Here is a 26,193-nt window from a genome sequence, read left to right on the forward strand (position 1 = left end):
CGTATCGGATGCGGTGTCAGAACTTCCTGACACAGACCAGATTGCTGCCCGTCCCTGCTGAAACTCTTCGCTCAGTCTGTCAATCTCCTCGGTGTCAGCGCGGCTGCTCCGCCAGCTTGGCGGCGATCACGCCGTTGAGCCGTTGCAGACCGCTCGGGGTGAGGCCGTGGATCTGGCCCTCGATGCTGCGCACGACATGCGTGTCGCTGAGGACCTTCTCGCTCGACTGGATCAGAACCGTTCCGGCGCCGGTGAAGTCGAACTGCCGTTCCTCCCCGGAGTTGATTCCCATCATGTGGGCGCCCGCCGCGAGGAAGTTGCTGATCCACCCCTGGTCGTAATGGTGGCTCGGGGACGGGCAGTCGGCCCACCCGACGAGCGCCTCGGGGTCGATCCGCAGCGGCGGCTCGGCGAACATCACCGGGCCGTTGGACGACGCAAGGAACTTGCCGGTCCCGATGAGCGTCAGGAAGCCCGGCACGATGGACTGGTTCAGGGCCAGACCCGGCTCGAACGCAAGGAGATTCGACGCCCGGATCGTGAGGTTGCCGTCGTCGAGGTCGTACGAGTTGATGTCGTAGCCGCGGTCGCCGATGATCAGCTTCCCGAATCCTTCGGCCACCGCGTAGTCGCCCATGTACAGCGGCGCGGAGAACTGGTTGGCGACCATGTGCAGTGCGGCGCCGTGCAATCCGTGGGTCAGTGCCTGGAACTGCATCTGCCCGTAGTAGGCGATCATCGCACCCTTGCGGATGAACCAGGGCGCGGTGAGGTCGATGCAGAACGCGTAACTGTTGTCGGGAATGTTGTCGCTGGCGCCGAGAGTGGACGGATTGTGGATGGCGGTCACAGTTTCTCCTCCGAAGCCTGAACGTAGACGATGCCCTGACCGGTGCACTGCAATTGCATCGCTTCCCCGACGCCGCGGCCCATGGCCTCGCGCCAGCCGACGGCGGATTTCAGTTCCACCTGGACGCTCCCGTACGTGCCGACGAATGCGTCGGGGTCGACGAACACCGGATTCGGTCCACCCACAGGGAGTTCGATGAAGCCGCCGTGCGCGAGGAGGACCGCCGACCCGTACCCGGACAGCTGCGTCGTGAACATCCCGGTACCGGCGAGGGCGCCTGCCGCAGCGCCACGCAGGGCGCCGAGCATGCCGCGTCCGCCGCCGCCGCCCTGACTCGTCACGGAGATCACCGAACTCTGCAGTCCCGCATTGTGAGCGAGCAGCCGGGACGCCTCGACACACAGCGCACCGCCCTGCGACATGTCGACGACGTGCACCTCGAGCCCGGCGTGGCCGTAGTGCACCTCGCCCTGCCCCTGCGCGAGCATCGTGCGTTCGTGCTCGCCCTGCATCATGCGTCCGGCCATCCGGGTGAATCCACCCATGCCCGCCATCGACTGGGAACCCGGCACCTGATGCGGCGAGAACTGGACCTGACCCGTGTAGAACAGCATCGCGCCCGTGCGGGCCACCACACCGCCGGCGGCGCCGACGTCGACCTTGACGACCTTCGAGTTCACTTTCGAGAAGACCATGGGGCTCACCGCTCTGCCGGTTGAATGGAGACGACGCCGTGACCGTCCCACCTGAGGGAGAAGGCCTCACCGTTGCCCTGGCCGACGGCGTTGCGCCACGACACGTCGGTCACGAACGACTGCGTCACCTGTCCGCGCGCCGAGACGAACGCGTCGGGATCGACCACCAGCGGGTACTGCGGCGACACCTCGAGATGGATGAGCGGCCCGCCGGCCGACAGCAGCGCCACCTGTCCCTGGCCGGAGACGGTCGTGGTGAACAGGCCCTGACCGCCGACCCCGCCGCGCAGTCCGGTGAACGTGACGTTGGTGTTCAGGTTGCCGCTCAACGCGAGAAGCTGCTGCGACTCGACCTGCAGGGTCTCGTTCGCCAAGTCGACGACGGAGACGTACTGACCGCCCACCGCGAGGTACACGACACCGTGGCCGGAGCATTCCATCAGCGACAGCGCCTCGCCCGTGGCACGCCGCTTCATCCCGGCGAGCACCCCGTCACCGCCACCGAAACCTGCCGACTTGAAACTGACATTGCCCTCGTAGGCGATCATCGAACCCTGTATCGCCCGGATGGTGGTTCCGGCGAGCTGCGCCTCCACCACCTTCTTCGACTTGTCGAGCAGCCGCCCCATGGGTGCCCTTTCCAGTGTCGAGCGGCAGTGCCCGTGACCGAGTCACGAGCACTGCCGCTGGATGTGAGTACAGGCAGAACCTAGCCGACGGACACCGGGTCCTGCTCGTCCACGTCGTCTTCCACTGCGCCGGCCGCTGCAACGGCTTTGCGGTTGCGGACGATGCTGGAGATGAAGGCGGCACCGATGAGGGCGACGCCCACGAGTCCGGTGACGTTCTCGTTGACGTGGTAGCCGATGGACACCAGCAGGATCACGGCCAGTGCGCCGATGGCCCAGTGGGCGCCGTGCTCGAGGTACACGTAGTCCGACAGGGTGCCCTTGCGGACCAGGAACACCGTGATGGAACGGACGAACATCGCGCCGACGAAGCCGAGGCCGAGGGCGATGATGATCGGGTCGGACGTGATCGCGAACGCGCCGATAACACCGTCGAAGGAGAACGACGCGTCGAGGACCTCGAGGTAGAGGAACAGGAAGAACCCGGCCTTACCGGTGGCCTTGGCCAGCTCGGTCGGTCCGCCCTTGGACCCTTCGACCAGTTCTCCGTCTTCGTCTTCCCCCGGAGTGTTGAACAACTCACCGAGACCGTTGACGGCGATGTAGGTGACCATGCCGAGGACGCCCGCGATCATCACCGTGGAGACCGTGTCCGCGGGGGCGATGTACGCGGCGGTGATCAGCAGCAGGGCGCCGGCGATGATGACGGCCAGCTGGTCGAGCTTGCCCGCGCGGGCAAGGGGCTTCTCCAGCCAGGACAGCCAGGTGATCTCCCGCTCTTCCAGGATGAAGCCGAGGAACAGCATCAGCAGGAACATGCCGCCGAACGCCGCGATCTGCGGGTGCGCGTCGGTGAGCAGCGTTTCGTAGCTGGCGCTGCCGTCGGGGAAGTACGCGGCACCGTCGGCAGGCGGGTTGAGAGCCAGGTCGAGGGCGGCGACGGGGCCGAGGCCGGACGCGAGCCACACGATGACGAGGGGGAAGACCAGACGCATACCGAACACCGCGATGACGATGCCGACGGTGAGGAAGATCTTCTGCCAGAACTCGCTCATCCGGCGGAGCACGGTGGCGTTGATGACGGCGTTGTCGAAGGACAGTGAGATCTCGAGGATCGACAGGATCACCACGAGGAGGACGGCCTGGGGGCCTCCGTAGAGCGCCGCAACGATGATGGAAATCACCGTCACGGCGAAGGAGAGACCGAATATTCGCAGAACCACGAAGCGTGGCCTTTCTCTAGTGGGCATGCAGGGTGGCTACTGCAGGTGGACGAGCACCGGGGGAGGGTTTCACGTCAGGGCCGTGAAACCCTCCCCCGGCTGGAGAACGTGACGACTGTCAGACGTTGACGCCGTAGTCGCGGGCGATACCGGCCAGCCCGGACGCGTAGCCCTGTCCGATGGCGCGGAACTTCCACTCCGCACCGTTGCGGTACAGCTCGCCGAAAACCATAGCGGTCTCGGTCGACGCGTCCTCGGACAGGTCGTAGCGGGCGAGCTCGGTGCCGTTGGCCTGGTCGACGACGCGGATGTAGGCGTTGCGGACCTGACCGAACGACTGCGAACGGGTCTCCGCATCGTAGATCGAGACGGGGAACAGGATGCTCTCGATGTTCGCAGGGACCGCCGCCAGGTTGACGTTGATCACCTCGTCGTCACCCTCGCCCGCACCGGTGGTGTTGTCACCGATGTGCTCGATCGAGCCGTCGGGGGAACGCAGGTTGTTGAAGAACACGAAGTGCTGGTCCGACACGACCTTCTTGTCGGCACCCGCACCGATGGCACTGGCGTCGAGGTCGAAGTCGGTGCCGGTGGTCGAGCGGGCATCCCATCCGAGTCCGACAGCCACCGCGGTCAGGTTCGGCGCCTCCTTCGTGAGAGAAACATTGCCGCCCTTGGTCAAGCTGACGCCCATTCAGGGGTCCTTTCGAGAGGAGGTGGGTGGACCCTCGACAACTGTCGAAGTTCCGGGTTCGTCGTGCAACACCACGATAATGAATTTGTCCGACTTGTCCCATCCCGCGAACTGTCCACAGGTTTGTGCACAGGCAATTCCGGACCACTCGGGGTTGTCGGCCCGACCAGTACGATTCAGGACGTGACGAGCGGATGGGCGGGACGCTTCCGAGGAAGAGCCCGGGGCGACGACTCGGCTCGTCGCGCCCACGACACGATGGTCGCAGCGTTTCTCGATATGGACAACCGGCAGAGCATCGCCGCCGCGGCCGTGGACGCCTCGGAACAGCTGACTCCGGAACGCGGAATCCGGCGGGCCTGGGAACCGGTTCGCGACGGGTGCTACCAGGCCGCGACGGCGTATATGGCGGCCGAAGACCAGTTCGAGAACGTGCAGTCACCCGCCGCCACCGCCGCGTACGAGCAGGTGACGCGGCAGTTGGTCGCGGCAACCCAGACCCTCGACGAGTTCTATCGCACACATCGCGGCCATCTCGAGGAGTCGACCGCAATGCTGGCGGCCGTTCCCCAGGTTGCCCAGCAGGCGCTTCAGGTCTCCTCCGCCGCGCAGCAGCGGGTGCAGACCGAGGGCGCCGCGTACGCCGGCTACCCGTCGGTACGCGACCGGGGAGCGGCACTCGACGCCGCGGTCGTGGCGCTGCAGGGCGCCCGTGGCGCCAATCCGATCCGCGAAGCGGCGGCGCGCGTGCGGGAGGAGTCGGCGGCGCTGGAGAAGGCACTGGCCGCGGCCCCGTCCAGAGAGCAGGACGCCGCTCACGCGGTGTCGTCGGTGACGACGAGGATCGCCGCCGTGCAGACTCGGGCGGAACGCCTCGCGCCCGCCTACTCCGCGCTGCTGCGCGAGTTCAACGCGGCCAGTTCGGCGGATCTCGTCCACAACGACCGCGAGAGCCGCAGGCACATCGAGCAGGCGCAGACCGATCTGCAGCAGGCGCAGAAGGCTCTGACCGCGGGTAATCCCGAGGGGGCGCTCGAACTGACCGCCGCGGCGCGGACCCATCTGGTCGACGCCGAGGCGAACGTCGACGGCGTCACCGATCGCCTGCGGTTGCTGCGCGCGGTCCGCGAAAACCCGCGGGCCAAGGAAAACGAGATCAGATTTCGTCTCCGCGACGCCCAGATGTTGGCTGTCAATCGTGGGCTCGTGCGGGAATGGGGGTCGGTCCTCGACGCTCAGCTCGAGCGGATAGACCGAATTGCAGGGACACTGACCGGGAGGCATCCCGACTACTGGGCATACGTCGCCCAGCTCGATGCCGTGTCGGCGTTCATAGCCGAGGTGGTTCAGAAGATGAGAGGACACACAGGACAGCGATGACACGGGGGGACGATGAGCATTAGCGAAGAGATGATGCCGGCTGCGGTAAAGCATGTTCGGCACTTCCACCACCTCGATCCCGAGACGCACGGCCGGCTGTTCCTGCACGCTCCGCAGGCGCTCGGGCCGGACGAGGATCGTACGGTGCTGGCCGTCGCGCTGGGCGCGACGCTGTACGTGCCTGCGACGAGGTCCGACCTCGCGGACACCATCCTTCGACGGTCCGGTGACGGTGTCTGCTCGATGGTCCTGGACCTCGAGGACGCGGTGGCCGACGACCAGGTGGAGGCGGCGCTGCTCAACGCCGTCGACGCGCTCGACCGGCTCGCAGTCCACGGTGGTGCGCGGATGCAGTTGTTCGTCCGGGTGCGGGCCGCCGAGGACCTTCGGCGGATCGCCGATCTGCTGACCACCGGCGTCGAGGTGTTGTCCGGATTCGTGATTCCGAAGTTCGGTAGTGCGACGGGACGTGTATTCCTCGACGAGCTGGCCGCGGCATCGGAGCGGCTCGGCAAGCACCTGTATGCGATGCCGGTGCTCGAATCGCCCGCACTGGTGCACCGCGAGACCCGCGACGACGAACTGGCGAAGATCGGCGCACTGCTCGTCGAACACCGCGAGCGGATCCTCGCCGTGCGCATCGGCGCCACCGACATGTGTGCCACGTTCGGCATCCGCCGCGACCGCGACCTGACGATCTACGACGTGCGGGTGGTCGCGGACGCGATTGCCGGCATCGTCAACTTCCTGGGCCGCGCCGACGACACCGGACACGTCATCACCGGTCCCGTGTGGGAGTACTTCGCCGACCACGAGCGGATGTTCCGGCCGACCCTGCGCGCCACGCCGTTCGAGGAGCACAACGAGGTGCGGTTCCGCCAGCAGCTGGTCAGCCGGGATCTGGACGGCCTGCTGCGGGAGATCGCCCTCGACCGCGCCAACGGTATCCAGGGCAAAACCGTCATCCATCCGACGCACGTCGCGGCCGTGCACGCGCTGTCCGCGGTGACGCACGAGGAGTACCACGACGCGCTCGACATTCTCGGCGCCGAGAATGTCGGCGGCGTCCAGGCGTCGGGGTATCGCAACAAGATGAACGAAATGCGCCCGCACCGCAGCTGGGCCGAGAAGACACTCGTCCGGGCGAAGGTGTTCGGCGTGACAAACGAGGGAATCACGTTCGTGGATCTACTGACCGCATTGGCCGTCCGATGAGCTCACCCACCGCCGTGCGCGCGGTGCCCTGGGCCACGGAACATCTGGGGCTGACGCTCGCCCACGTGGGTTCGGACACGGGGCTGACCATCCCCGAACTCGTCGAGCCCGGCCTGCGGCGCAACCCGCGGCGTGCCCATCTGCTCGTCTCGACGGTCCTCGGCAAGCACGTGCCCACCGACCCGGCTGCCGTGATCGGCGCAGGCGACCGCCTCGGTGATCTCGTCGCCGACCTCCTCGGCCCGGACGCAGATCCCGTCGTGCTCGGATTCGCCGAGACCGCAACAGGTCTGGGGCATTGCGTCGCGGCCCGGCTGCGCGCCCGGTGTTACCTGCACTCCACGCGCCGGGACGTCCCCGAGATCGGGACGTCCGCCGGGTTCGAGGAGGGGCACTCGCACGCGACCAGTCACCAGCTACAGCCGACGTCCGTCGAGTTGTTCACGGGCGATCGTTCACTCGTCCTCGTGGACGACGAGATCTCCACCGGCGCCACCGCGGTCGACGCGATCCGAGCGCTACACCGGCAGAACCCGCGCAGCCGTTACGTCGTGGCGTCGCTCGTCGACATGCGCGAGCAGGACCACCGGGACGCTGTCGACGCCGCCGCCGCCGAATTGGGGGTGCAGATCGACAGTGTGAGTCTGGCGGTGGGACGCACCGAGCTTCCCGACGGACTGATCGACTCGGTCGGTGCCCTCCCTGATCCGGTGCTCAACCCCGTCGGTGAGCGAACCGGGACCGTCGAGCGCGCCGACATACCTTGGCCCGCAACAGTTCCGGAGGGCGGGCGTCACGGGTTCCTGCAGGAAGACACCGAGGAGTTCGATGCGGCCGTCGCGTCGGCGGCTGCGGTGCTCCGTGACCGGCTCGACCCGCAGCGCCCGGTGATCGTCGTCGGACACGAGGAGCTGATGTACCTCCCTCTGCGAATCGCGGACGCGCTCGCCACGTCCGGTGTCCGGGTTCGTTTCCAGACGACCACGCGGTCACCCGCCTACGTGCTCGACCAGCCGGGGTACCCGCTGCGCCGCGGATTCCGTTTCACGGCCCCCGAGAACGGGGAAGAGCAGCCGCGTTTCGTCTACAACGCCGAGTGGCCGGACGAGGACGCCGTCGTGGTCGCGGTGATCGACGCCGCGGCCGACACCGACCGGCTCACGGCGGCCGGCGGATTCCTCGACGTCCTCACCGCGTCGGGGACGGATGTGCTCCTGGCCGTCGTGTCCGGCGCCGACCCGCGGTCGCTGCGCGCCGCGCGTGCGGGAGCGTCGACGTGACGGCGCCGCTGACCGGCCCGGCGTTCGGTTCGTACGCCGCCGACGAGGTGGGCTGGCTGCTCAAAGACCTGTCGCACGTCGACCTCGAAGCCGATGTCGCCGAGCGGGAGCGCCGCATCCAGTCGGGTGAAGCCCACTACGCGGAAACGCTGCCCATCGAATACCAGCCCGATGCGGAGTACCGCGAGCTGTTCGAGAAGGTGCTGCAGGACAGCTCCATCCGGCTGGCGCGTGCCGTGGGGACGGTCACCGACCTCGTGCTGGCCGAGCGCGGCCGCGACGTCACTCTCGTGTCCCTGGCGCGGGCGGGAACCCCGGTGGGTGTGCTCATGCGCCGCTGGGCGCGCGACGTCCACGGGTTGACGCTGCCGCACTACGCCGTCTCCATCGTCCGGGACCGGGGGATCGACGCCGTCGCGCTCGACTACCTTGCACAGCATCACGACCCGGCGAACGTGGTGTTCGTCGACGGATGGACGGGCAAGGGTGCCATCGCCCGCGAGTTGTCGCAGGCACTCGCCGAGTACCGCGAAGCCGGGGGCGCCGAGTTCGACGACGACCTCGCCGTCCTCGCCGATCCCGGGCACTGCGTTCGCACGTTCGGCACCCGCGACGACTTCCTGATCGCCTCGGCGTGTCTGAACTCGACTGTGTCGGGCCTGGTGTCGCGGACCGTCCTCAACGACACGCTGATCGGCCCCGGTGACTTCCACGGCGCCAAGTTCTACGCGCACCTGGCGGGCGAGGACGTGTCCAATCACCTCCTCGATTCCGTCAGCGCCTCCTTCGGGGATGTGCGTGAACACGTTCCCAGCGACGTCGAGGACTTGCTGCGGTCGGACCGCACCCCCACCTGGGACGGCTGGAAGTCCGTCGAGGCGGTTCGGGAGCAGTACGGAATCTCGAGTGTGAACTTCGTGAAGCCGGGCGTCGGCGAAACCACCCGCGTGCTGCTGCGCCGGGTGCCGTGGCGGGTGCTCGTCCGCGACCTCGACGCCCCGGAGCACGCGCACATCCGGCTCCTCGCCGCCGCGCGTGCGGTCCCCGTCGAAGAGGTTCCCGGCCTGGCCTATTCGTGCATGGGCCTGATCAAGGATGTGACATGACCGCGCTGATCGCGACCGACCTCGACCGGACCATGATCTACTCGCGCGGGGCCATGGAACTCGCCGTCACCGAGAGCGACGTGGCCGAGCGGCCCGGCGACGAGGACCTGCTGTGCGTCGAGGTGTACGACGGCAAACCGCTGTCCTACGTCACGTCGGCCGCCGAGGCCATGCTGCGGAAGCTCACCGCGACCGCCGTGGTCGTGCCCACCACCACGCGCACCGTTGCCCAGTTCCAGCGCATCGACCTGCCGGGGGCGCCGTGGCGGTACGCGATCACGACCAACGGCGGCAATATCCTCGTCGACGGGGTGCCCGATGCGCGGTGGCGGTCGGGTGTCGACATCGCGATGGCCGACGGTGGAGCCTCGCTGGTGGAGGTCGGCGCCGAGTTGAGCCGACGGATCGACGACGGCTGGGTGCGTTCGTCCCGGGTGGCCGACGAGTTGTTCTCCTACCTGGTCGTGGACCTCGACGCGATGCCGGCCGGCTTCGTCGAGGAGTGGAACGACTGGTGCGCGGATCGGGGATGGGGAGTGTCCCGGCAAGGCCGCAAGATCTACACGATGCCCGACGCGGTGTGCAAGAGTCGTGCGGTCGCCGAGGTCCGTGCAAGGCTCGTCGACGACGGAGTGCTCGAGGCGGAAGCGCCCGTGCTGGCGGCCGGGGACGGGGCTCTCGACGCCAACATGCTCAGTGCGGCCGACGCCGCCATCCGCCCCCGGCACGGCGAACTCGAAACCATCGACTGGCAGCATCCGACCCTGTCGGTCACCGGAAGCAGCGGTATCGCCGCTGGTGAGGAGATCCTGCGCTGGTTCGCGGACCGTGTCGCGCGGGGTGCGGGGACGACGGCCGTCGGCTCTCTTTTGTAGGTTGTAGGCAAACAGACCAAACGGGACAAACCCGACGCTCCCACAGTGAAGGAACTACCGCAGTGTCCACTCCGCTAGCCAAGGGTCAGAACGGCCCGCTGAGCGTCGACGACGTCATCGTCTCCCTCGAACTGACGGCCGCCGCCGACCTGTCCGCGCTGCTCGTCACGGACTCGGGGAAGGTCCGCTCGGACGCCGACTTCGTCTTCTTCAACCAGCCGGCCGGTCCCGGCGTGCAACTCGTCCCCGGAGCCACCGGACAGGCGGCCTCGCTGAAGGTGTCTCTCGGCGCGGTGCCTGCCGACATCGCCCAGGTGCGCGCGGTCATCACCCTCGACGACGCCACCAGTAACTTCGGCCGCTCGGCGCCGCCGACCGCCCGGGTCTCGGACGGCACCGGAAACTCGCTGTACGAGTACAAGATCGAGGGACTGAACTCCGAGTCGATCGTCATCGCGCTCGAGCTGTACCGACGCCAGGGCGCCTGGAAGGTGCGGGCCGTCGGGCAGGGCTACGCCGGCGGGTTCGCCGCACTCGTCACCGATCACGGCGTGTCCGTCGACGACGCTCCCGCACCCGCCGCCGCTCCTGTCCAGCAGCCGCCCGCTCCCGCACCGGCACCGCAAGCCGCCTACCCGCCGCCGGCCGCACCGGTTGCGCCCCCGGCTCCCGCTGCACCCCCCGCGCCCGCTGCTCCGGCCGAGGTCAGTCTCACCAAGTCGCGACCGGTCAGCCTCTCGAAGGGCCAGAAGGTGACGCTCCGCAAGGACGGTGGCGTCGCACTGACGTACATCCAGATGGGGCTCGGCTGGGATCCGATCGAGAAGCGCGGCATGTTCGGGAACCGTTCCGCCAACGTCGACCTCGACGCGTCGGCGGTCCTGTTCGCGGACAACAACATGGTCGATGTCGCCTACTACGGGCAGCTGACGTCGAAGGACGGGTCGATCCGGCATCAGGGCGACAACCTCACCGGTGAGGGCGCAGGCGACGACGAGGTGATCCTCGTGGATCTCACCCGCATTCCGCCGCACATCTCGACCATCGTGTTCATCGTGACGTCGTACCGCGGGCACACGTTCGAGCAGGTGAAGAACGCCTTCTGCCGCCTGGTGGACACCACGTCGTCGGCCGAACTCGCCCGGTTCACGCTGCAGGGCGGGATGCCGTTCACGGGAATGGTGATGGCCAAGGTGTACCGGGTGGGCGGCGAGTGGAAGCTGCAGGCCATCGGTGAGGGCATTCAGGCCAAGCACGCCGGGGAGGCCGCGCCTCAACTCGCCCGCTTCCTCGGCGTCTAGGGGCGGCGGTGACGGTCCACCTCGTTCCGGGGCAGAACGCTCCGCTGCCGTCGCGCGAACTGCGTTTCCGCGCCGTCGATGCGACGCCGATCGACGTCTCCGCGCTGATCGTGGGCGGCGATCTCCGCGTGCTGTCCTCGGACCATTTCGTGTTCTACAACCAGCGCCGCGCCGCCGGGGTGGAACTCGACGCGGACGGAACGGTCCGGCTGCAGCTGGACGAGGTGGACGCCGCTGCGGTGGCCGTGCTCTGCGTGGTCAGTGTCGATCCGGCGTCCCCGAACGGTCCGGCGACGCTGGCCCGCGAGGGGCTGTCGGCCACGCTCGCCGACGAAAATGGTCTTCCCCTGGTCGTTTTCGACGTCCCGCTGGTCGGTTCCGAGGCGGCCGCGATCTGCCTCGAGATCTACCGGCGCGGCACCGAGTGGAAGGTGCGGGCCGTCGGGCAGGGATACGACGGCGGCCTCGCCGAACTCGTCACCCGGCACGGCGTCGAGGTGGACGAACCCGCGCACGCTGTGGCCGAGGAGGTTCCGGCGATGCCCGGTCCTGCGGGCATCCCGCTCGACCCGGCCCACTCGTTCGAGAGGGCGTGGATGATCTTCGAGGACGCCGCCCGGTCCGCGGCCTCGTTCCGATCCTCCCGCGACTACGCGCAGGCCCGGCTGGACGACGAACTGTCCGAGTCGGTGGCCGACCCGTCCACACGCAACAGTCCGGCGGTCGTGCAATCGCAGGCCAGGGCGCAGGAGCGGTGTGATGCCCTCGTCGCCGAGGCGCAGCGCAAATTCGACGGCGAGACTTCGCAATTGGCCGACGAACTCCGCGCCATCGATCCTCTGCTGCCGCGGTCGCTGGCCACCTTCGAGTCCGCCGCGTGGACCAGCCCGGTCACCGGCAGCGCCGTGACGGACGGGCTGAGGCTCGGTGAGTTGACCGCACCCGACCTCGGTGAGCTGCGGGTGCCGTTCTGCGTTCATTACCCGTTGGGGCGTCCGCTCTGGATCGTCGGCGATCCGGCCGAGGCCGCACCGGTGGTCGCGGCGCTGGCGGCGCGCATGCTGGTCGCATCACCTGCGGTGGCACAGCGGTTGGAGGTGGTCGACCTCAGCGGCTCGCTGCGCACGTTCACCGAACCCCTCGGTGCTCTGCTGGCTTCGCCCGTCGTGTCGTCGGCTTCCGACATCACCGCCCGCCTCACCGCGCTGTCCGAGAGCGTCGACCTCGCAGAAATGGCGGCCCGCAGCGGAATCCGCGACAGCCTGCCGGAGCCGCGGCTGGTGATCCTGGGCGACTTCCCGCACGGGTACGGCGCCGAGGACGCCGCCCGGATCGTGCACCTCGCCGATCACGGTCCCGCACTCGGGACGTCGCTGATCATCGTCGGCGACAGCGCCTCCGCCGATTCGGATCCGGGCGTCGCGGTGCTCGAACGCATCGCGCAGCAGGTTCCGACGTCCGGGGTCCTCACCGTCTCCGACCCGTGGACGGGCAACGACTGGATCCTGACACCAGACCGGCTCCCGGACCACCCCCTCCACCGGGCCTCGGTGCTGGATTCACTGACCGGGCAATAAAACCCTCGCCGCGAGCTAGCGTCACTCGTCGGGCAGTTCGACCCCGAGTTCGAGGGCCTTCGTGGCGACGGCGTCCGGAAAGACGTTGCGGAACAGGAACAGGTCCTGCCCGATCACCCAGCCGGGGGCGAGTTCCGTGGCGTAGCGCTCGAAGTAGCCGAGTTGCTTTCCGAACAGGACAAGTTCCTCGGGGCTGGCGACGCCCCATTTCTTGCCGATGCCGATGAGCGCCATGATGAGTTCGCTGAGCCGCAGCTCGCCGAGGTCCCGGCCCAGCAGGGGTGCGAGCGCGGCGGCCACCTGGAGTCCGATCTCGTCGTCGGTGGCGTCGTTGTCGGTCGCGTAGCCGAGGCTCCGGATTCCGCGGGCCATCCGGGAGAAGTCGCCGTCGATCAGCGTCGCGTAGAACATGTCGCGCAGGATCTGCCGCCACGACTCGGGGAGCTCACCGACGATGCCGAAGTCGAGCATCGCGATGCGTCCGTCGTCGAGGACCCACAGGTTCCCGGCGTGCACGTCGCCGTGGAACGGGCCGTGCAGGATGACGGACTCGATCCACACCTTGACGCCGCGGCGGATCAGCATCCGGGTGTCCATGTGGACGAGGTCGGGGAACCGGTCGAGCGGCAGGCCGTACATGCGTTCCATACAGATGACGTGCGGACCGCAGTAGTCCCAGTACACCTCGGGGGTGGTGACGCCCTTGTTGTCGCCGAACGCCCCGATGTTCGTCCGGAACCGGGCCTGGCGGTCGGCCTCGACGGCACTGTTGAGTTCGGTCATCGTGGCGGCGTGGAGGTCGCGGATGATGGCGGTGGCGTTGGCGATGCGGAAGAACTCGAACAGTTTCTCGAGGATCCGCGCGCCCCAGTAGGCGGTGCGCAGGTCCACCACCATGCGGCGGAAGATGTCGGGGCGTTGGACCTTGATGACGGCTTCCCTGCCGTCGGGGAGAACGCAGCCGTGTACCTGCGCGACGGAGGCGGCGGCGAGGGGGACGTCGTCGAACGACGCGAACAGTGCGTCGACGGGATGCCCCAGGTCGGCTTCGATCACCCGGCGGGCCTCCTGGGCGGGCACCGGCGGCACGTCGTCGAGACATCGCAGACAGGCGTTGGCCAACGGGGCGGGGAACACGCCGGAAGACGACGCCATCAGCTGCCCGACCTTGACGAACGTCGGGCCCAGCACCTCGAAACCGTTGACCAGGCCCTCCGACGCCGCGTCCGCAAGGGTGCGGCCGCGGCGTCGGACAGGCCAGGTGACCAGCTCGAACAGGGTGTAGGCGACGACGACCACGCCGATGACCAGCGCCCGCCACAGCTCCGCGGCGCGGAAACGGTCGAGGCTCGCGGAGTGCACGGTCAGGGCTGCAGGTGGCGGCCCCGAAGCGTACGGGCCGACCGGACGTGCCGTTGGCTCTTGCACAGTTCCTACCTTGCGTTCAGTGCTGCCTGCCGTTCAGAAGGGGACCATACCCCGACCGTTTCGGCGAACCCCTTTCAGTATGCGGTACCCGCCATCACACCATTTCGTTAGCAGAACTCAGAGTCCCAGCGCGCCTGCGAGTTCCCGCAGGGCAGGCACCGGATCGTCGCCGGCGGGGAGTACCTGGACGGCCACGTGATCGGCGCCCGCGTCCAGGTGTTCCCGGAGGCGGCCGGCGACGTACTGCGTGTCGCCGTGGGCGACGAGCGCGTCGATCAGGTCGTCGCTGCCGCCGTTCTCGATCTGCTCGTCGGTGTACCCGAGCCGTTTCAGGTTGTTGACGTAATTGCGCAGGTGCAGGTACGGATTCTCGACGGCCGAACGTCCGATGGGGCGGGCGCGTTCCGGATCGGTGTCCAGCACGACCTTCTGCTCCGGCGCGATCACCGGACCCGGGCCCAGCAGCTCACGCGCTTCACGGGTGTGCTGCGGAGTGGTCAGGTACGGATGGGCGCCGGCGGCGCGGGCTGCGGACAATTCCAGAACCTTCGGACCGAGTGCGGCGAGGACGCGTCGTCCCGCTGGGACACCGGCAGCATCGAGGGCGTCGAGATACTCCACGAGCGCGGCGTACGGCTTGCTGTAGTTCAGCCCGGGCTGTTCAGGATGGCCGACACCGATGCCGAGGAGGAAGCGCCCCGGATGACGAGCTTCGAGCCGGTGGAACGAGGTCGCGATCTCGTCGACGGGCGCGGTCCAGATGTTCACGATTCCGGTCGCGACGGTGATCATGGACGTCGCGTCGAGCAGGCGTTCGGCGATCTCGAGGTCGGCAGGCGGGGAGCCGCCGATCCAGATCGCGCCGTAGCCTGCCGATTCGATCGCCGCACCCACCTCGGGCGCCAATCCGCCGGCGTGACGCCAGACGCCTAACTGTCCGAGCTGCGGGGTTTGTGCTGTGGTCTCCGTCATGTGGCGTGCAACCTTCCGTCGTCGTCATTCATTCCGGTGTTCTCGAGTACGGGGTCTCAGGCCTGGTGCAGCCAGGAGCGGAACAGTAGCGCGCCCGCGGCGGCGAGCACGAGCGCGACGGGAACGGCCCACGCCGGACCACCGTCGCCGAGTAGACGCCGAGTGAGTCCGGCCAGCAGAGAGGCGATGGCCTTCAGGATCCACACGGCGACCGGCACGAGCAGGAGTCCGAGGACGAGATGCACCAGCCAGGCGCCGGCGAGCGTCGGACCACCCCAGCTGTACTCGTAGGAACCGTCGGTGATCAGCCCGTAGAACAGGCCCCGGAACGCGGCGATCCCGCTGAGGAACGCGAAAAACCAGGCCACCATCCCGATCAGCAGCGACAGCACCGAGTGGGCGAAAACGCTCGGCCACGACGGCGAACGCACGTCGATCCGCTCCGACGCGCTCGAGTCGGTGGCAGCGAGTTGCCACCGCCCGGCCCAGCGGTGCCGTCCGGTCATCGCGGCGCCGAGCGAGACGAGGCCGGCGGGAAACGCCCTCAGCGCGAACAGGGCACGGCGAGCGGACTCGGTGGTGAACGGGTTCACCGATGTCGAGTTGGCCTGGTCAGTTGACATGGCTGGACGCTATCGACCGACTCCGCCGCCGCACATCATCCTGCAGAACGATATTCGCTACCGCAGGGGTAGTCGATCAGCTGCCGGGCGCCCGGTACTCGGCGTCCCGGCGGACCGCGTCGTCCACCTGCTCCGGCGTCAGCAGCGCCACCGATTCGGACCGCGCCGCACCGGAGGCGGTGGTGCGGATGCCGAGCGCGGCGGCCGCGACGTCGTCCGGCACGTCACCGATCACGAACAGATCCCGGCCACCTAGTGCGAAGTAGCAGGATTCGACTGTGCCCCCGACGCTTTCGACCATCTGGGTGATCGCGTCGCGTCGTGCGGTGCCGCCTTCGGCGAGTAGTCCCTTCGCGCCTTCGGGTGAGTACGTGACCTGCCAGAGATATCTCGGCATCAGTGCCTCCTCGATTGTGGGGTCCTCTCATGGTTCTCCCGGGACGGGCCACATGCAATAGGTTCCGGCGCTAGGGTCGTGAGATGGCTGAGGCCCGCGTAGGTATCTCCGGCTGGACGTATCCCGGTTGGCGCGGTGACTTCTACCCGGACGGTCTGGCCCATCGCAAGGAGTTGGCCTACGCCGCGGGGCGATTGACGTCGATCGAGATCAACGGGTCCTTCTATTCGTTGCAGCGACCGACGAGTTACGCGAAGTGGCGTGACGAAACACCGGAAGGTTTCGTGTTCGCCGTCAAGGGCGGTCGCTACATCACGCACATGAAGAGGCTGGTCGGCGCGGAGACGGCGCTGGCGAACTTCTTCGCATCCGGGGTGCTCGCGTTGGGCCCCAAGCTCGGACCGCTGCTGTGGCAACTGCCCCCGACACTCGCGTTCGATTCGACGAGTCTCGCAGCATTCTTCGACCAGCTGCCGAGGACGACCACCGATGCCGCGGCGCTCGCGTCTCGACACGACGACAAGCTCACCGACGACAGGGCGTGGACGGAGACGGACGCCGATCGGCCCGTCCGCCACGCCCTCGAGGTCCGGCACCCCAGTTTCGATACGGAGGAGGCGAGGAAGTTGCTCCGCGCGCACGACGTCGCGTTCGTCGTCGCCGACACGGCAGGCCGGTACCCGTACGTCGAGGCGGCGACGAGCGATTTCGTCTACGCCCGGTTGCACGGCGACAAGGAGCTCTATGCCAGCGGCTACACGGACGAGGCGCTGGACGAGTGGGCCCGCAAGCTGGACCGGTGGCTCGGGGAGGGCCTCGACTGCTTCGCGTACTTCGACAACGACATGAAGGGGTACGCGCCGTTCGACGCGCTGCGGCTGATCGAGCGGCTGCGTTGACTGTCGGTGTCCCATGGCACAGTGCGCCGTTTGTCGGTGTCCCATGGCACAGTGCGCCGTTTTGTCGGTGTCCCATGGCACAGTGAGCGTCGGTTCGATGAAGACGAGAAGAGGATCTACCGGATGTGGCCCACTCATTGGCCTGCTGTCGCGCGTGACATCGCCGAAACGCTCGACGCCGCCATCGTCGCGGGGCGCGCGTCGGACGCGTCGGCGCTGACCGAGGCGACGGAGGAACTGGCGGCCCTGCCCGCGGAGCAGGTCGGTGCGGTGCTGGCGGGGGTGGTCCGGGAATTGCTCGAGACGCTGCATCCGGACGGTCTGACGGGCGAGGACGTGCAGGACGTTCTCTCCCGCTGCGCGCGGGCGGCGGCACTCTGGTTTCCGGTCGTCGATGTCGATTCGCTGGTGACCGTGCTGACCGGTGCACTCGGCGTGGCCGATGTCGAGGAGAACCCGCGCAAACCGGAGCGTGCCGTGGAGGCCGCGATCCTGGTCATCGCCGATCTGCTGAGTGCGGCGGAGGTTCCCGCCGACGGTTACGTCCGCCGGGCTCTCGACGAGATCGCGCGCGCCGAAACCGTCGAGATGCCCTGATTCGTTCAGAGTTCGGTGCGGATGTGATCGGCCAGCCGGGCGATCCGGTCCTCGTTGCGGCGGTAGTGGGTCCACTGGCCGATCCGATGGCTGGTGACCAGTCCGGCGCTCTGTAGGGCGGCCATGTACTGCGAGGCCGTCGACTGGGAGACCTCGGCCCTCGCCTGAATGTGCTTCAGGCACACGCCCACCTCGTCGGCGGGTTCGAGCTGCGGGGGAAAGCTGTCGGGGTCCTTCAGCCACTGCAGGATGCGCACGCGGGTCGGGTTCGACAGCGCTTTGAAGACCAGGGCCAGGTCGGTCGCGTCCGGAAGCTCACTCACAGACTTATCGTACCGCTATATCGCGATTTTACGATATGTGTGCTTGACTCGGTATATCGCAACTTCGCGATATGTCGATAGGGGTGAGTGATGGCGAAACGCAGAGTGGCAGTGGTCGTCGGTGCGCGCGGGGTGATCGGCGGCAATCTGATCGACCACCTCGAGGCGACCGGGGAGTGGGAGATCATCGGGCTGTCGCGACGGGGCGGACCCGACACCGGCAGGGTGCGGCACATCGCGGTCGATCTGCTCGACGAGCGCGACGCCGCCGACAAGCTGGGTGAACTGCGCGACGTGACCCACATCTTCTACGCCGCCTACCAGGACCGTCCGTCGTGGGCGGAGCTCGTCGCGCCCAACGTCGCGATGCTCGTCAACACGGTGAACGCGCTCGAACCCGTGGCTGCCGGGCTCGAGCACATCAGCCTGATGCAGGGCTACAAGGTCTACGGCGCCCACCTCGGACCGTTCAAGACGCCGGCGCGCGAGAGCGACCCGCCGCACATGCCGCCCGAGTTCAACGTGGACCAGCAACAGTTCCTCGAAGACCGTCAGCGCGGCAAGCGCTGGACGTGGTCCGCGATCCGCCCCTCGGTCGTGTGCGGATTCGCTCTCGGCAATCCGATGAATCTCGCACTGGTGATTGCCGTCTACGCCACGATGTCGAAGGAACTCGGAGTGCCGCTGCGGTTTCCGGGTAAGCCGGGCGCGTACACGAGTCTGATCGAGATGACCGACGCCGGACTGCTGGCGGAGGCGACCGTCTGGGCCGCGACCACCCCCGAGTGCGCGAATCAGGCGTTCAACATCAACAACGGGGATCTGTTCCGCTGGGACGAGATGCTGCCGAAGATCGCGAATTTCTTCGAGCTGGATGTCGCACCACCGCTGCCGATGTCGATGGAGGTCGTCATGGCCGACAAGGAGCCGGTGTGGAACGATCTCGTCGCGAAACACGGACTGGAGCCCACGCCGTACTCGGACGTCTCGTCGTGGGCATTCGGCGATTTCGTCTTCGGCTGGGACTACGACGTCATCGCCGACGGTTCCAAGGCGCGCCGGCTGGGTTTCCACCGTCACGTCGAGACCGAGCGGATGTTCCTCGACATCTTCCGCGACCTTCGAGCCCGGAAGATCATCCCCTGAGGGGGAGGGGACTACCGGCGAATCCCGGATTCGACGTTGGCGGCGATCCGCCGGAGCAGTCCGGCCAGGACGGCGCATTCGTCCTCGTCGAGTCCGGCGAGGAATTGCCGGTCCCGTTCGACACGCTGCGGGAACTCGGTGTCGACGAGTTTCCGCCCGGACTCGGTCAGATGGAGCAATACGACGCGCCCGTCGCGTTCGAAGGGTAGCCGTTCCACGAGTCCCAGCCGGGCCAGGCGGTCGACGTGTTTGGTGGTGGATGCGCCGCTGAGCATCGTCACGGCGGTGACCTCGCTGGCTCGCAGTGGCCGATCGCTGCGGGCGAGTACACACAGGACGTCGAACTCGGCGCGCGAGACCCCGCTCGCGTCCAGGGCGCGGTCGAGTTGCTGCAGGGCCTGGGATCCGATCCGGGTGATGCGACCCATTACTTCGATCGGTGACGTGTCCACTTCGGGATGGGTCTCGGCCCATTCGCGTCGAACGCGATCGGTGAAGTCCTCATCCGGACGTGGGGCAGTGCTCATGAAATCCATCGTAGCGACCAACTTCACATTAATTCAGAACTATTTTACTAGTGAAGTATACGGTACGCTGAGGTCATGCAGGCTTCCCCTCGATACGCACCCGACCTCAGCCGGCTCCATCACTCCCGTGGGGCCTTGGCCTATTCGGTGGCGCCGTCGACGTGGCGTCGTGCGTTCGAGGTCCGGAACGCCGATGCCACCATCGCTCCTGCACTGCGGGTGGGTGCGGCGACGGCCCTGGTACTGGTCATCGGTGGCCTGCTCGGGCACGGCAACCTCGCGGGTTTCGCGGCACTCGGTGCGCTGACCGCCGCGTTCGGCCGATACGAGCCGTACCCGCGGCTCGCCCGCAAGGCGGGTCTCGTCGGTGTCGCGCTCATCGCCTTCGTCGCCGGGGGAGCGCTCCTCGGTGCAGCGGGGCTGTCACTCTGGCTGCAGATAGCGGTCATGTCCGTGGCGTCGGGGGTCGCCGCGTGGCTGCTGGCGGCGTTCCGCATCGCCGGTCCCGGGCCGGTCATCCTGGTCTTCGCGGCCACCGCGGCGGTCGGGCACGCGACCCGGCTCTCCGATCTCGGACCGGCCGTCGTGGCCGTGGCGATCGGTGTCGTCGTGGGCTGGCTCGCCGCCATGACGCCCTGCCTGTTCGTTCCCCTCGGTCCCGCCCGGCTGGCGGTGGCGCGGGCACTCGCCGCGACCGCGGAACTGGAGCATGCACACGACGTCTCCGCGATCGCGGCCGCACGCAAGGCCATCGACAACGCGCGTGACGTGATCGCACACAGCGGGCGGGGCCGGGACGGGCACTCCCACCAATTGTTCGCGCTTCTCGCCGAAGCGGACACGGTCGTCGATCGGTGGGCGCACGAACGTGACCGCGACACCCTGCGCGCGCTCGTCGATCACGAGTCCGAACTGCGTAAGGTGAAGCGCCGCAGCGACCTTTCGGCGTTCGGAGCCGAGATCGCGGTACTCCCGAAGCCAGGCGGCTTCTTCGCGGACGGTCTCCAGGCGTTGCGGTCGCGAGAAGGGATCGTCAACGCGGCCCGTATCGCCGCTGCGGCCGCGCTGGCCGGATGGATCTGTGTGGCACTGGGATTGGAGCACCCGCTGTGGGCGTCGATGGGTGCGATGGCCGCGATGCAGGGTTTCAATTTCAGTCAGACCGTGCAGCGGGGAATTCAACGCCTCGTCGGAAACGTGGCAGGCGCCGTCCTCGCCGCCGGGCTGATCGCCGCAGCGATGGGGTACTGGCAATCCGTCGTGGTCATCGTGGTGCTGCAGACCGTGACCGAACTGGTGGTCATCAAGAACTACGCGTTCGCGTCCGTCGCCATCACACCCATGGCTCTGCTGCTCACGGGCCTCGGCTCGGCGGTCGCCCCGGACATCGCGGTGAGCCGCATCGTCGACACGCTCATCGGTGTGGTGGTCGGGGTGATCGTCTCGGCTGTCGCGATCAGCCGGACCGACCACCAACACGTGAACTGAGTCGGCTCAGATCCCCGTCGCGGAGACGTAACCGGCGAATCCGATGGCGCACGCGCCCGCGCAGAGGATCAGGGTTCCGCACGCCACCGGCCACGCGATCGTGCGCCGCGCGATGCGTGCGATCGTGACCAGGCCGCCGATCACGGTCGCGAGTGCGGCGACCGCGAGCGCCACGCACACCGCGATCCACGCGTTCTCGGCGCTGCACGTCTCGGGCGGGCAGTAGTCCAGGAACAGCAGCCAGAACAGCCCCGCGACCGCGGAGATGCTGGCGACGGCGACCGCGACGACGAGTGCGGCCGCCGACACGGCCACGTCCCAGCCGTTCAGCGGCGGCTGATCGTCACCCGCACGCGGGTGATTCCATGGATGTTCTCGAGGCCCCCCTGGCTGCATATGCGTCACAGTTTACTTCGGGAGGATCGGCGGCGGCAGCGGAGCCCCGTCCGGGCGCAACCCGGCGAGGAACACCGTGATCAGCCGCGGAACGAGATTTGCTGTCGTGCCGTCGAACATCAGCACGTGGGGCCGGGTGAGCATGGCGATCCCCATGATGATCTCGAGCGGCACGACGTCCTCGCGGACCAGCCCGACGTCCTGGAGCCGGCGAATGAAGTCGGTGACCGTCGACTTCGTGCGCTCCCTCGACTCGCGGACGTCGGATGGTAGCTCGTCGAGGCTGTTGACCAGCGCGGGAACCAGTGCTCCCATGCGCAGTTCGACCACTGCGTCGACGAACCGTCGCCACGCCCCCTCCGGGTCGTCCGTGCATTCGGCCAGTCCTCGGACGGCGAGTTCGCGGACTTCGGCGAGCGTCGTCCGGGCAACGGCGTGGGCGAGTTCGTCCCGGCTCGGGAAGTTCCGGTAGAGAGTGGCGATTCCGACGCCGGCCTTCGCGGCGATGGCGTCGAGGGGTGCGTCGTGCCCGCGATCGGCGAACACCGCGCGGGCAGCCTTGATCAGCGTGTTGCGTCGTTCCAGCGCGTCTGCCCGCACGATTCCACCTCTTCCGTTGACAACCCAGCATAACCGGAGGAATATTCTCCACAAGTAACGGAGAAATTTCCTCCACTTAGTTTGAAGGGGAGTCCGATGAGCACTTCGGATACCGGGACACTCGCGCCGCGCACGGAGCCGACCGGGCGGTCGGCGCACGGCCCGTCCGATCCTGCGAAACTGGCCGCTGTCGTGCTGGGACTCACCGCGGTGATCGCGCTGATGCTGCTGGCGTTCGCGTTGCCCGCCGTCAACAGCGGCCCGCACGACCTCCGGCTGGGCGTCGCCGGACCCGACGCGGCCGTCACCCGGATCGACTCCGCGCTCGCCGCGGGGCACCCCGGCGCGTTCGTCACCGAGCGCTTTCCCGACGCCGGTGCGGTCCGGACGGCGATCGAACACCGGGAGGTGGTCGGCGGAATCGTCGCGACACCGGACGGCATGAAGGTCCTGTCCGCGGGCGCCGGCGGGGCACCCATCGCGCAGACGATGAACGGTATCGCGGCGGGCATGAGCAAGACTGCGGGACACACCGTTCCGGTCGAGGACGTCGTTCCGCTGACGGCCGACGACCCCGCCGGCGTCGGTCTCGGCGCCTTGGCGCTTCCCCTGGTCTTCGGCGGCATGATCCCCGCGCTCGCGCTCGTGCGGCTGTTTCCGCGCAGTGTCGGTCGGCGGGTGGCCGGGGCGGTGCTGTTCGCCGTGAGCGCCGGGGTGGTGCTGACGGCAATCCTGCAGTTCGGTCTCGGAAGCGTCGACGGCAACTACTGGACGACCACCGGCGCCGTCGTGCTCGGCATCGCCGCCATCTCGCTGACCGTTCTCGGGCTCGAATCGGTGTTGGGCACAGCGGGGTTCGCGCTCGGCGCGGTGACGATGATCTTCTTCGCCAATCCGCTGTCCGGCCTGGCGACGTCCGCGGCGTGGCTGCCGTCGGGGTGGGGCGCATTCGGTCAGCTGCTGCCACCCGGAGCGGCGGGAACCATGGTGCGGTCGACGGCGTTCTTTGACGGACACGGAGCCGGTGCGGCAGTGCTCGTGCTGACCTGCTGGATTCTGTTCGGGCTCGGCCTGTGCCTGGTATCCGGACTGCGTGAGCGGCGCGCCGGGGAAGAACCGGCCGTCGCCTGACGCTGTGGTTTGATGGCGGCATGGGGGAACGACGGATCGTCCGCCGACTGGTCGGCATCGGAGCGGGCCTCGGCGCGCTCGCGGTCCTCGTCGTCGCGGCGTCGACGGTGTGGATATCGCGCGAGGCCTCCGGCCACGTCTACGACATCGACGACGCACCCGAAGCACCGGTGGTCATCGTCCTCGGTGCGCAGGTGCGCGACGGCAAACCCCGGGAGTACCTGGCCGGGCGCCTCGACGTCGCCGTCCGTCTCGTGCAGGACGGCCGTGCGCGGGCAGTCCTCGTCTCCGGCGACGGCGCAGGCAGATCCGGCGACGAGATCGCGGCGATGACGGAATACCTGGTGGAGAAGGGCATCGACCGCAGCAAGATCGTCGGCGATCGGTACGGGCTCGACACCTACGACACGTGCGCTCGCGCCGTCCAGACGTACGGCGTGACCAAGGCGCTGATCGTCACTCAGGGTTTCCACGTCCCCCGTGCGGTCGCGCTGTGCCGCGGTGCCGGGATCGACGTCGCCGGTGTCAACGCCGGATGCGAATGCCGCCCGATCACGATGGCCAGGAACACCGTGCGCGAATCACTGGCCCGGCCGAAGGCCGTCCTCGACCTGCTGTCCGGGCGCGATCCCGTGGTGGTCTCCGAGCCGGAGGACTCACTCGGGAAGGCGCTCGCCGCCGAGGACTGATCCCGAACCGCCGCGGAGGGGAGGGTGCGTCGGTAGGCTTCTCCCGTCGACGATCGGGAGGCGGACGATGGTTGGTGCACGACCGGATCCCGGTCCGCGTGAAATCCGGAAATGGCGTCGCTACCTCGCCGACGAACGCGCCGAGGCGGCCGTCTACCGCGACCTCGCGAAACGTCGGACCGGCGAGGAACGCGAGATTCTGCTGGCGCTCGCCGACGCCGAGGGACGGCACGAGGCGCACTGGCGCGAGCTGCTCGGCGAACACGTCGGCAAGCCCGTACGCGGTGACGTCCGCACACGCATCCTCGGTGTGCTGGCCCGGCGGTTCGGATCGGTGTTCGTGCTGGCCCTCGCGCAGCGCGCGGAGACCCGGTCGCCGTACCCGACGGACGTCGACGCCACCGACGCCATGGGCGCGGACGAGCGCATCCACGAAGAGGTGGTGCGGGCGCTCGCGGCGCGCGGGCGAAATCGTCTGTCCGGCACGTTTCGTGCCGCCGTGTTCGGTGCCAACGACGGCCTGGTCAGCAATCTCGCCCTCGTCCTCGGCATCAGCGGTAGCGGCGTCGACAATCACATCGTCCTGCTGACCGGGCTCGCAGGTCTGCTCGCGGGCGCGTTGTCGATGGGCGCGGGCGAGTACGTGTCCGTGCGGTCGCAGCGTGAACTGCTCGAGGCGTCGGCGCCGGGGCAGGGCGCCCGTGAGGCGGTGCCGCTCCTCGACGTCGACGCGAACGAACTCGCACTCGTGTACCGCGCGCGGGGCATGCCCGCGCAGGACGCCGAGAAACGCGCGGCCGACGTGCTGCGGAGAGCCGTTCAGCCCGAGCCCGTCTCGGGTACGGAAACCGCCGACGAGCACGAGGCCATCGGCACCGGGCTCGGTGCGGCTGCCGCGAGTTTCTGCTTCTTCGCGTCCGGTGCGGTGATCCCCGTGCTGCCGTACCTCTTCGGCATGGAAGGCACCGCCGCGCTCGTGGTCGCTGCTGCGCTGGTCGGCGTCGCGTTGCTCGGGACCGGTCTGGTGGTGGGGTTGCTGTCGGGTGGACCCCCGGTCAAGCGCGCGTTACGCCAGCTGGCAATCGGGTACGGCGCAGCCGCCGCCACCTACCTGCTGGGCATGCTGTTCGGGACAGGCGCCTGAGAGCGTCATCATCACCACGGGTGTGGAACCGTAGCCGGGGACGGCAAACGTGCGCACCGTGTGCCGGGACCAGGACCCGTCCGACAGGGCGACGCGGGCGACTCCGGGAAGACGCGCCGGGATCCGTTGCCGCACCGCCGCGAGGTCGTCGCCGTGCAGCAGCCCGATCTGCCCGCCCTCCGCCGCCGCAGACAGACCCGCCAGCGGTGCCGTGATCCATTTGATGGCGTACCCGTGCTGTGAATCGACCAGTGCCGCATGAACCCCGGCGACCGCGTGCACGGTCGACGCGACGTCCGAATCCATCACCCGGATCGCCAGTTCGCCGACGTCGGTCTTGTGCGTGACGTCGTGATCGACGCCCCGCAACACCACCCCCTCGGGTGTCTCGACGGCGCGGCGCACGAACCGGACGAGGCGCAGCGTTCCGTCGTCGTGGCGGGCGATGAGTTCGCCGGACAGGAATTCGCCGTCCCGCGCGTTGTCGACGCGTTCCATCAGCACCGCGATGTCGGAGATCCGCGGCACCCTCCGATACAGGTCGGCGAGACCGAAATAGCCGTGTTCCGGCCGGGTGTCCGCGACTCCGTACAGATTCCGGAACTCACGGGTCCATCGAGTGCGTCGCGGACCCGCCGACACGGACAGGTTCCATTCCCATCCCGCTGCCCGGTGCGGCGGTGGCACCGGACAGTCCGCACGACCGGTGAAGATCTGCACCGCGAGGACGTCCCCACCCGGACCGAGTACCGGTTTCGCCATGACGAAATCGATATCGCCGACCGGCTCGCCGAGTGTCACCTGCACCAGCTGTCCCGACGACTTCACCGTGTCGATGGCGCCCGCCACCAGCGCCAGCATTCTGCCGCGGTAGACGTTGCCGAGTGGCCGGCACTGCCGTTGCTTGATGCCCTCGGCGATCACCGTCGGTGCGTCCCCCAGGATTTCGACCAGAATCCAGCCGTCGCCGCGTCCCCGTTGTTCCACTGGTACTGCCCCCTCATGGCG

28 protein-coding genes are annotated in these 26,193 nt (G+C 68.1%); 14 read left to right on the top strand and 14 right to left on the bottom strand.

The genetic code is table 11. The features are described 5' to 3' along the window. Positions 1-94: 94 nt before the first annotated feature. The 5 genes from G9373_RS26660 to G9373_RS26680 all read right to left on the bottom strand — a co-directional run bounded on the left by G9373_RS26660 (position 95) and on the right by G9373_RS26680 (position 4,091). A complete protein-coding gene (locus G9373_RS26660; protein ID WP_005251237.1) occupies positions 95-850 on the bottom strand; it encodes an AIM24 family protein in 756 nt (251 codons plus the stop codon). Continuing rightward, complete coding sequence (locus G9373_RS26665; protein ID WP_005258896.1) at positions 847-1,545, bottom strand: AIM24 family protein; 699 nt, start codon at positions 1,543-1,545, stop codon at positions 847-849. Before G9373_RS26665 ends, G9373_RS26660 begins: the two co-directional genes overlap by 4 nt. Before the next feature lie 5 nt (positions 1,546-1,550). Continuing rightward, on the bottom strand, positions 1,551-2,174 hold the full coding sequence (locus G9373_RS26670; protein ID WP_005258894.1) for an AIM24 family protein: 624 nt from the start codon (positions 2,172-2,174) through the stop codon (positions 1,551-1,553). 80 nt (positions 2,175-2,254) lie between these two features. Beyond that, positions 2,255-3,397, bottom strand: coding sequence for a DUF475 domain-containing protein (locus G9373_RS26675; RefSeq protein WP_005570611.1), 1,143 nt, complete (start codon positions 3,395-3,397; stop codon positions 2,255-2,257). 118 nt (positions 3,398-3,515) lie between these two features. Then, positions 3,516-4,091 carry a TerD family protein gene (locus G9373_RS26680; protein ID WP_005251244.1) on the bottom strand — a complete coding sequence of 192 codons (576 nt, stop codon included), beginning with the start codon at positions 4,089-4,091 and terminating at the stop codon, positions 3,516-3,518. Between the two features lie 258 nt (positions 4,092-4,349). Here G9373_RS26680 and G9373_RS26685 point away from each other — a divergent pair, with 258 nt between their 5' ends. From G9373_RS26685 to G9373_RS26715, 7 genes are all read left to right on the top strand, one after another. After that, the gene (locus tag G9373_RS26685; RefSeq protein ID WP_167117600.1) at positions 4,350-5,471 is read left to right on the top strand and encodes a hypothetical protein; all 1,122 of its coding nucleotides are present in this window, start codon (positions 4,350-4,352) and stop codon (positions 5,469-5,471) included. Positions 5,472-5,483: 12 nt separating this feature from the next. Then, positions 5,484-6,686, top strand: a complete 1,203-nt coding sequence (locus G9373_RS26690; protein WP_085999984.1) for an HpcH/HpaI aldolase/citrate lyase family protein — start codon at positions 5,484-5,486, stop codon at positions 6,684-6,686. Beyond that, positions 6,683-7,966, top strand: a complete 1,284-nt coding sequence (locus G9373_RS26695; RefSeq protein WP_167117566.1) for a phosphoribosyltransferase family protein — start codon at positions 6,683-6,685, stop codon at positions 7,964-7,966. The genes G9373_RS26690 and G9373_RS26695 overlap by 4 nt, the downstream gene beginning before the upstream one ends. Continuing rightward, positions 7,963-9,072 (top strand): cysteine protease StiP family protein, encoded by a 1,110-nt coding sequence (locus tag G9373_RS26700; protein WP_054247320.1) that lies wholly within the window; start codon positions 7,963-7,965, stop codon positions 9,070-9,072. The genes G9373_RS26695 and G9373_RS26700 overlap by 4 nt, the downstream gene beginning before the upstream one ends. Next, the gene (locus G9373_RS26705; protein WP_054247321.1) at positions 9,069-9,947 is read left to right on the top strand and encodes a hypothetical protein; all 879 of its coding nucleotides are present in this window, start codon (positions 9,069-9,071) and stop codon (positions 9,945-9,947) included. The genes G9373_RS26700 and G9373_RS26705 overlap by 4 nt, the downstream gene beginning before the upstream one ends. 62 nt (positions 9,948-10,009) lie before the next feature. After that, the gene (locus tag G9373_RS26710) at positions 10,010-11,248 is read left to right on the top strand and encodes a TerD family protein (RefSeq protein WP_064080049.1); all 1,239 of its coding nucleotides are present in this window, start codon (positions 10,010-10,012) and stop codon (positions 11,246-11,248) included. A gap of 8 nt (positions 11,249-11,256) precedes the next feature. Further along, positions 11,257-12,825: a TerD family protein gene (locus G9373_RS26715; RefSeq protein WP_167117569.1), complete on the top strand. Its 1,569-nt coding sequence runs from the start codon at positions 11,257-11,259 to the stop codon at positions 12,823-12,825. Between the two features lie 21 nt (positions 12,826-12,846). Here G9373_RS26715 and G9373_RS26720 read toward each other — a convergent pair whose 3' ends face one another. The 4 genes from G9373_RS26720 to G9373_RS26735 all read right to left on the bottom strand — a co-directional run bounded on the left by G9373_RS26720 (position 12,847) and on the right by G9373_RS26735 (position 16,245). Beyond that, the gene (locus tag G9373_RS26720; protein WP_167117572.1) at positions 12,847-14,253 is read right to left on the bottom strand and encodes an AarF/UbiB family protein; all 1,407 of its coding nucleotides are present in this window, start codon (positions 14,251-14,253) and stop codon (positions 12,847-12,849) included. 117 nt (positions 14,254-14,370) lie between these two features. After that, entirely contained in the window at positions 14,371-15,225 is an 855-nt protein-coding gene (locus tag G9373_RS26725; RefSeq protein ID WP_167117575.1) for an LLM class F420-dependent oxidoreductase, read from the bottom strand. A 56-nt stretch (positions 15,226-15,281) separates the two neighbouring features. Beyond that, positions 15,282-15,848 (bottom strand): hypothetical protein, encoded by a 567-nt coding sequence (locus G9373_RS26730; protein ID WP_005569992.1) that lies wholly within the window; start codon positions 15,846-15,848, stop codon positions 15,282-15,284. A 76-nt stretch (positions 15,849-15,924) separates the two neighbouring features. Further along, positions 15,925-16,245 carry a GYD domain-containing protein gene (locus G9373_RS26735; protein WP_005251258.1) on the bottom strand — a complete coding sequence of 107 codons (321 nt, stop codon included), beginning with the start codon at positions 16,243-16,245 and terminating at the stop codon, positions 15,925-15,927. Positions 16,246-16,328: 83 nt separating this feature from the next. On the opposite strand from G9373_RS26735, the gene G9373_RS26740 reads away from it, so the two are divergent. Together G9373_RS26740 and G9373_RS26745 are read left to right on the top strand one after the other, a co-directional pair. Continuing rightward, positions 16,329-17,144, top strand: a complete 816-nt coding sequence (locus G9373_RS26740) for a DUF72 domain-containing protein (RefSeq protein WP_144288175.1) — start codon at positions 16,329-16,331, stop codon at positions 17,142-17,144. Positions 17,145-17,267: 123 nt separating this feature from the next. Continuing rightward, on the top strand, positions 17,268-17,741 hold the full coding sequence (locus G9373_RS26745) for a hypothetical protein (protein ID WP_167117578.1): 474 nt from the start codon (positions 17,268-17,270) through the stop codon (positions 17,739-17,741). A 5-nt stretch (positions 17,742-17,746) separates the two neighbouring features. Here the strand turns inward: G9373_RS26745 and G9373_RS26750 are convergent, their stop codons facing one another. Then, positions 17,747-18,064 carry a metalloregulator ArsR/SmtB family transcription factor gene (locus G9373_RS26750; protein WP_005251263.1) on the bottom strand — a complete coding sequence of 106 codons (318 nt, stop codon included), beginning with the start codon at positions 18,062-18,064 and terminating at the stop codon, positions 17,747-17,749. 87 nt (positions 18,065-18,151) lie between these two features. Between G9373_RS26750 and G9373_RS26755 the strand changes: the two genes are divergently transcribed. Beyond that, a complete protein-coding gene (locus tag G9373_RS26755; protein WP_037204440.1) occupies positions 18,152-19,210 on the top strand; it encodes an SDR family oxidoreductase in 1,059 nt (352 codons plus the stop codon). Between the two features lie 11 nt (positions 19,211-19,221). Here the strand turns inward: G9373_RS26755 and G9373_RS26760 are convergent, their stop codons facing one another. Continuing rightward, positions 19,222-19,746: a MarR family transcriptional regulator gene (locus G9373_RS26760; protein WP_005258862.1), complete on the bottom strand. Its 525-nt coding sequence runs from the start codon at positions 19,744-19,746 to the stop codon at positions 19,222-19,224. Positions 19,747-19,812: 66 nt separating this feature from the next. Between G9373_RS26760 and G9373_RS26765 the strand changes: the two genes are divergently transcribed. Beyond that, the gene (locus G9373_RS26765) at positions 19,813-21,225 is read left to right on the top strand and encodes an FUSC family protein (RefSeq protein ID WP_120660426.1); all 1,413 of its coding nucleotides are present in this window, start codon (positions 19,813-19,815) and stop codon (positions 21,223-21,225) included. A 6-nt stretch (positions 21,226-21,231) separates the two neighbouring features. On the opposite strand, the gene G9373_RS26770 is transcribed toward G9373_RS26765, so the two are convergent. After that, positions 21,232-21,540 carry a hypothetical protein gene (locus G9373_RS26770; RefSeq protein ID WP_005258859.1) on the bottom strand — a complete coding sequence of 103 codons (309 nt, stop codon included), beginning with the start codon at positions 21,538-21,540 and terminating at the stop codon, positions 21,232-21,234. Positions 21,541-21,633: 93 nt separating this feature from the next. Further along, positions 21,634-22,221, bottom strand: a complete 588-nt coding sequence (locus tag G9373_RS26775; protein WP_005258858.1) for a TetR/AcrR family transcriptional regulator — start codon at positions 22,219-22,221, stop codon at positions 21,634-21,636. Between the two features lie 96 nt (positions 22,222-22,317). On the opposite strand from G9373_RS26775, the gene G9373_RS26780 reads away from it, so the two are divergent. From G9373_RS26780 to G9373_RS26790, 3 genes are all read left to right on the top strand, one after another. Beyond that, positions 22,318-23,352: an ABC transporter permease gene (locus tag G9373_RS26780; protein ID WP_005569980.1), complete on the top strand. Its 1,035-nt coding sequence runs from the start codon at positions 22,318-22,320 to the stop codon at positions 23,350-23,352. 20 nt (positions 23,353-23,372) lie between these two features. Then, complete coding sequence (locus tag G9373_RS26785) at positions 23,373-24,041, top strand: ElyC/SanA/YdcF family protein (RefSeq protein WP_005569978.1); 669 nt, start codon at positions 23,373-23,375, stop codon at positions 24,039-24,041. Positions 24,042-24,108: 67 nt separating this feature from the next. Next, a complete protein-coding gene (locus G9373_RS26790) occupies positions 24,109-25,185 on the top strand; it encodes a VIT1/CCC1 family protein (protein WP_054246674.1) in 1,077 nt (358 codons plus the stop codon). Here G9373_RS26790 and G9373_RS26795 read toward each other — a convergent pair. Further along, positions 25,108-26,172, bottom strand: a complete 1,065-nt coding sequence (locus tag G9373_RS26795) for a GAF domain-containing protein (RefSeq protein WP_167117581.1) — start codon at positions 26,170-26,172, stop codon at positions 25,108-25,110. The two genes, G9373_RS26790 and G9373_RS26795, sit on opposite strands and share 78 nt — an antisense overlap. Between the last annotated feature and the right edge of the window lie 21 nt (positions 26,173-26,193).

Origin of the sequence: Rhodococcus sp. A14 (assembly GCF_011603105.1) — a bacterium.
Classification (GTDB): Bacteria; Actinomycetota; Actinomycetes; order Mycobacteriales; family Mycobacteriaceae; genus Rhodococcus_F; species Rhodococcus_F opacus.

Coding starts and splice junctions, on each gene's coding strand:
- G9373_RS26665 (WP_005258896.1), bottom strand. CDS start 1,545: ATGGTCTTCTCGAAAGTGAACTCGAAGGTCGTCAAGGTCGACGTCGGC.
- G9373_RS26730 (WP_005569992.1), bottom strand. CDS start 15,848: ATGTCAACTGACCAGGCCAACTCGACATCGGTGAACCCGTTCACCACC.
- G9373_RS26705 (WP_054247321.1), top strand. CDS start 9,069: ATGACCGCGCTGATCGCGACCGACCTCGACCGGACCATGATCTACTCG.
- G9373_RS26765 (WP_120660426.1), top strand. CDS start 19,813: ATGCAGGCTTCCCCTCGATACGCACCCGACCTCAGCCGGCTCCATCAC.
- G9373_RS26745 (WP_167117578.1), top strand. CDS start 17,268: ATGTGGCCCACTCATTGGCCTGCTGTCGCGCGTGACATCGCCGAAACG.
- G9373_RS26670 (WP_005258894.1), bottom strand. CDS start 2,174: ATGGGGCGGCTGCTCGACAAGTCGAAGAAGGTGGTGGAGGCGCAGCTC.
- G9373_RS26695 (WP_167117566.1), top strand. CDS start 6,683: ATGAGCTCACCCACCGCCGTGCGCGCGGTGCCCTGGGCCACGGAACAT.
- G9373_RS26680 (WP_005251244.1), bottom strand. CDS start 4,091: ATGGGCGTCAGCTTGACCAAGGGCGGCAATGTTTCTCTCACGAAGGAG.
- G9373_RS26790 (WP_054246674.1), top strand. CDS start 24,109: ATGGTTGGTGCACGACCGGATCCCGGTCCGCGTGAAATCCGGAAATGG.
- G9373_RS26685 (WP_167117600.1), top strand. CDS start 4,350: ATGGTCGCAGCGTTTCTCGATATGGACAACCGGCAGAGCATCGCCGCC.
- G9373_RS26760 (WP_005258862.1), bottom strand. CDS start 19,746: ATGGATTTCATGAGCACTGCCCCACGTCCGGATGAGGACTTCACCGAT.
- G9373_RS26740 (WP_144288175.1), top strand. CDS start 16,329: ATGGCTGAGGCCCGCGTAGGTATCTCCGGCTGGACGTATCCCGGTTGG.
- G9373_RS26735 (WP_005251258.1), bottom strand. CDS start 16,245: ATGCCGAGATATCTCTGGCAGGTCACGTACTCACCCGAAGGCGCGAAG.
- G9373_RS26780 (WP_005569980.1), top strand. CDS start 22,318: ATGAGCACTTCGGATACCGGGACACTCGCGCCGCGCACGGAGCCGACC.
- G9373_RS26785 (WP_005569978.1), top strand. CDS start 23,373: ATGGGGGAACGACGGATCGTCCGCCGACTGGTCGGCATCGGAGCGGGC.
- G9373_RS26725 (WP_167117575.1), bottom strand. CDS start 15,225: ATGACGGAGACCACAGCACAAACCCCGCAGCTCGGACAGTTAGGCGTC.
- G9373_RS26690 (WP_085999984.1), top strand. CDS start 5,484: ATGAGCATTAGCGAAGAGATGATGCCGGCTGCGGTAAAGCATGTTCGG.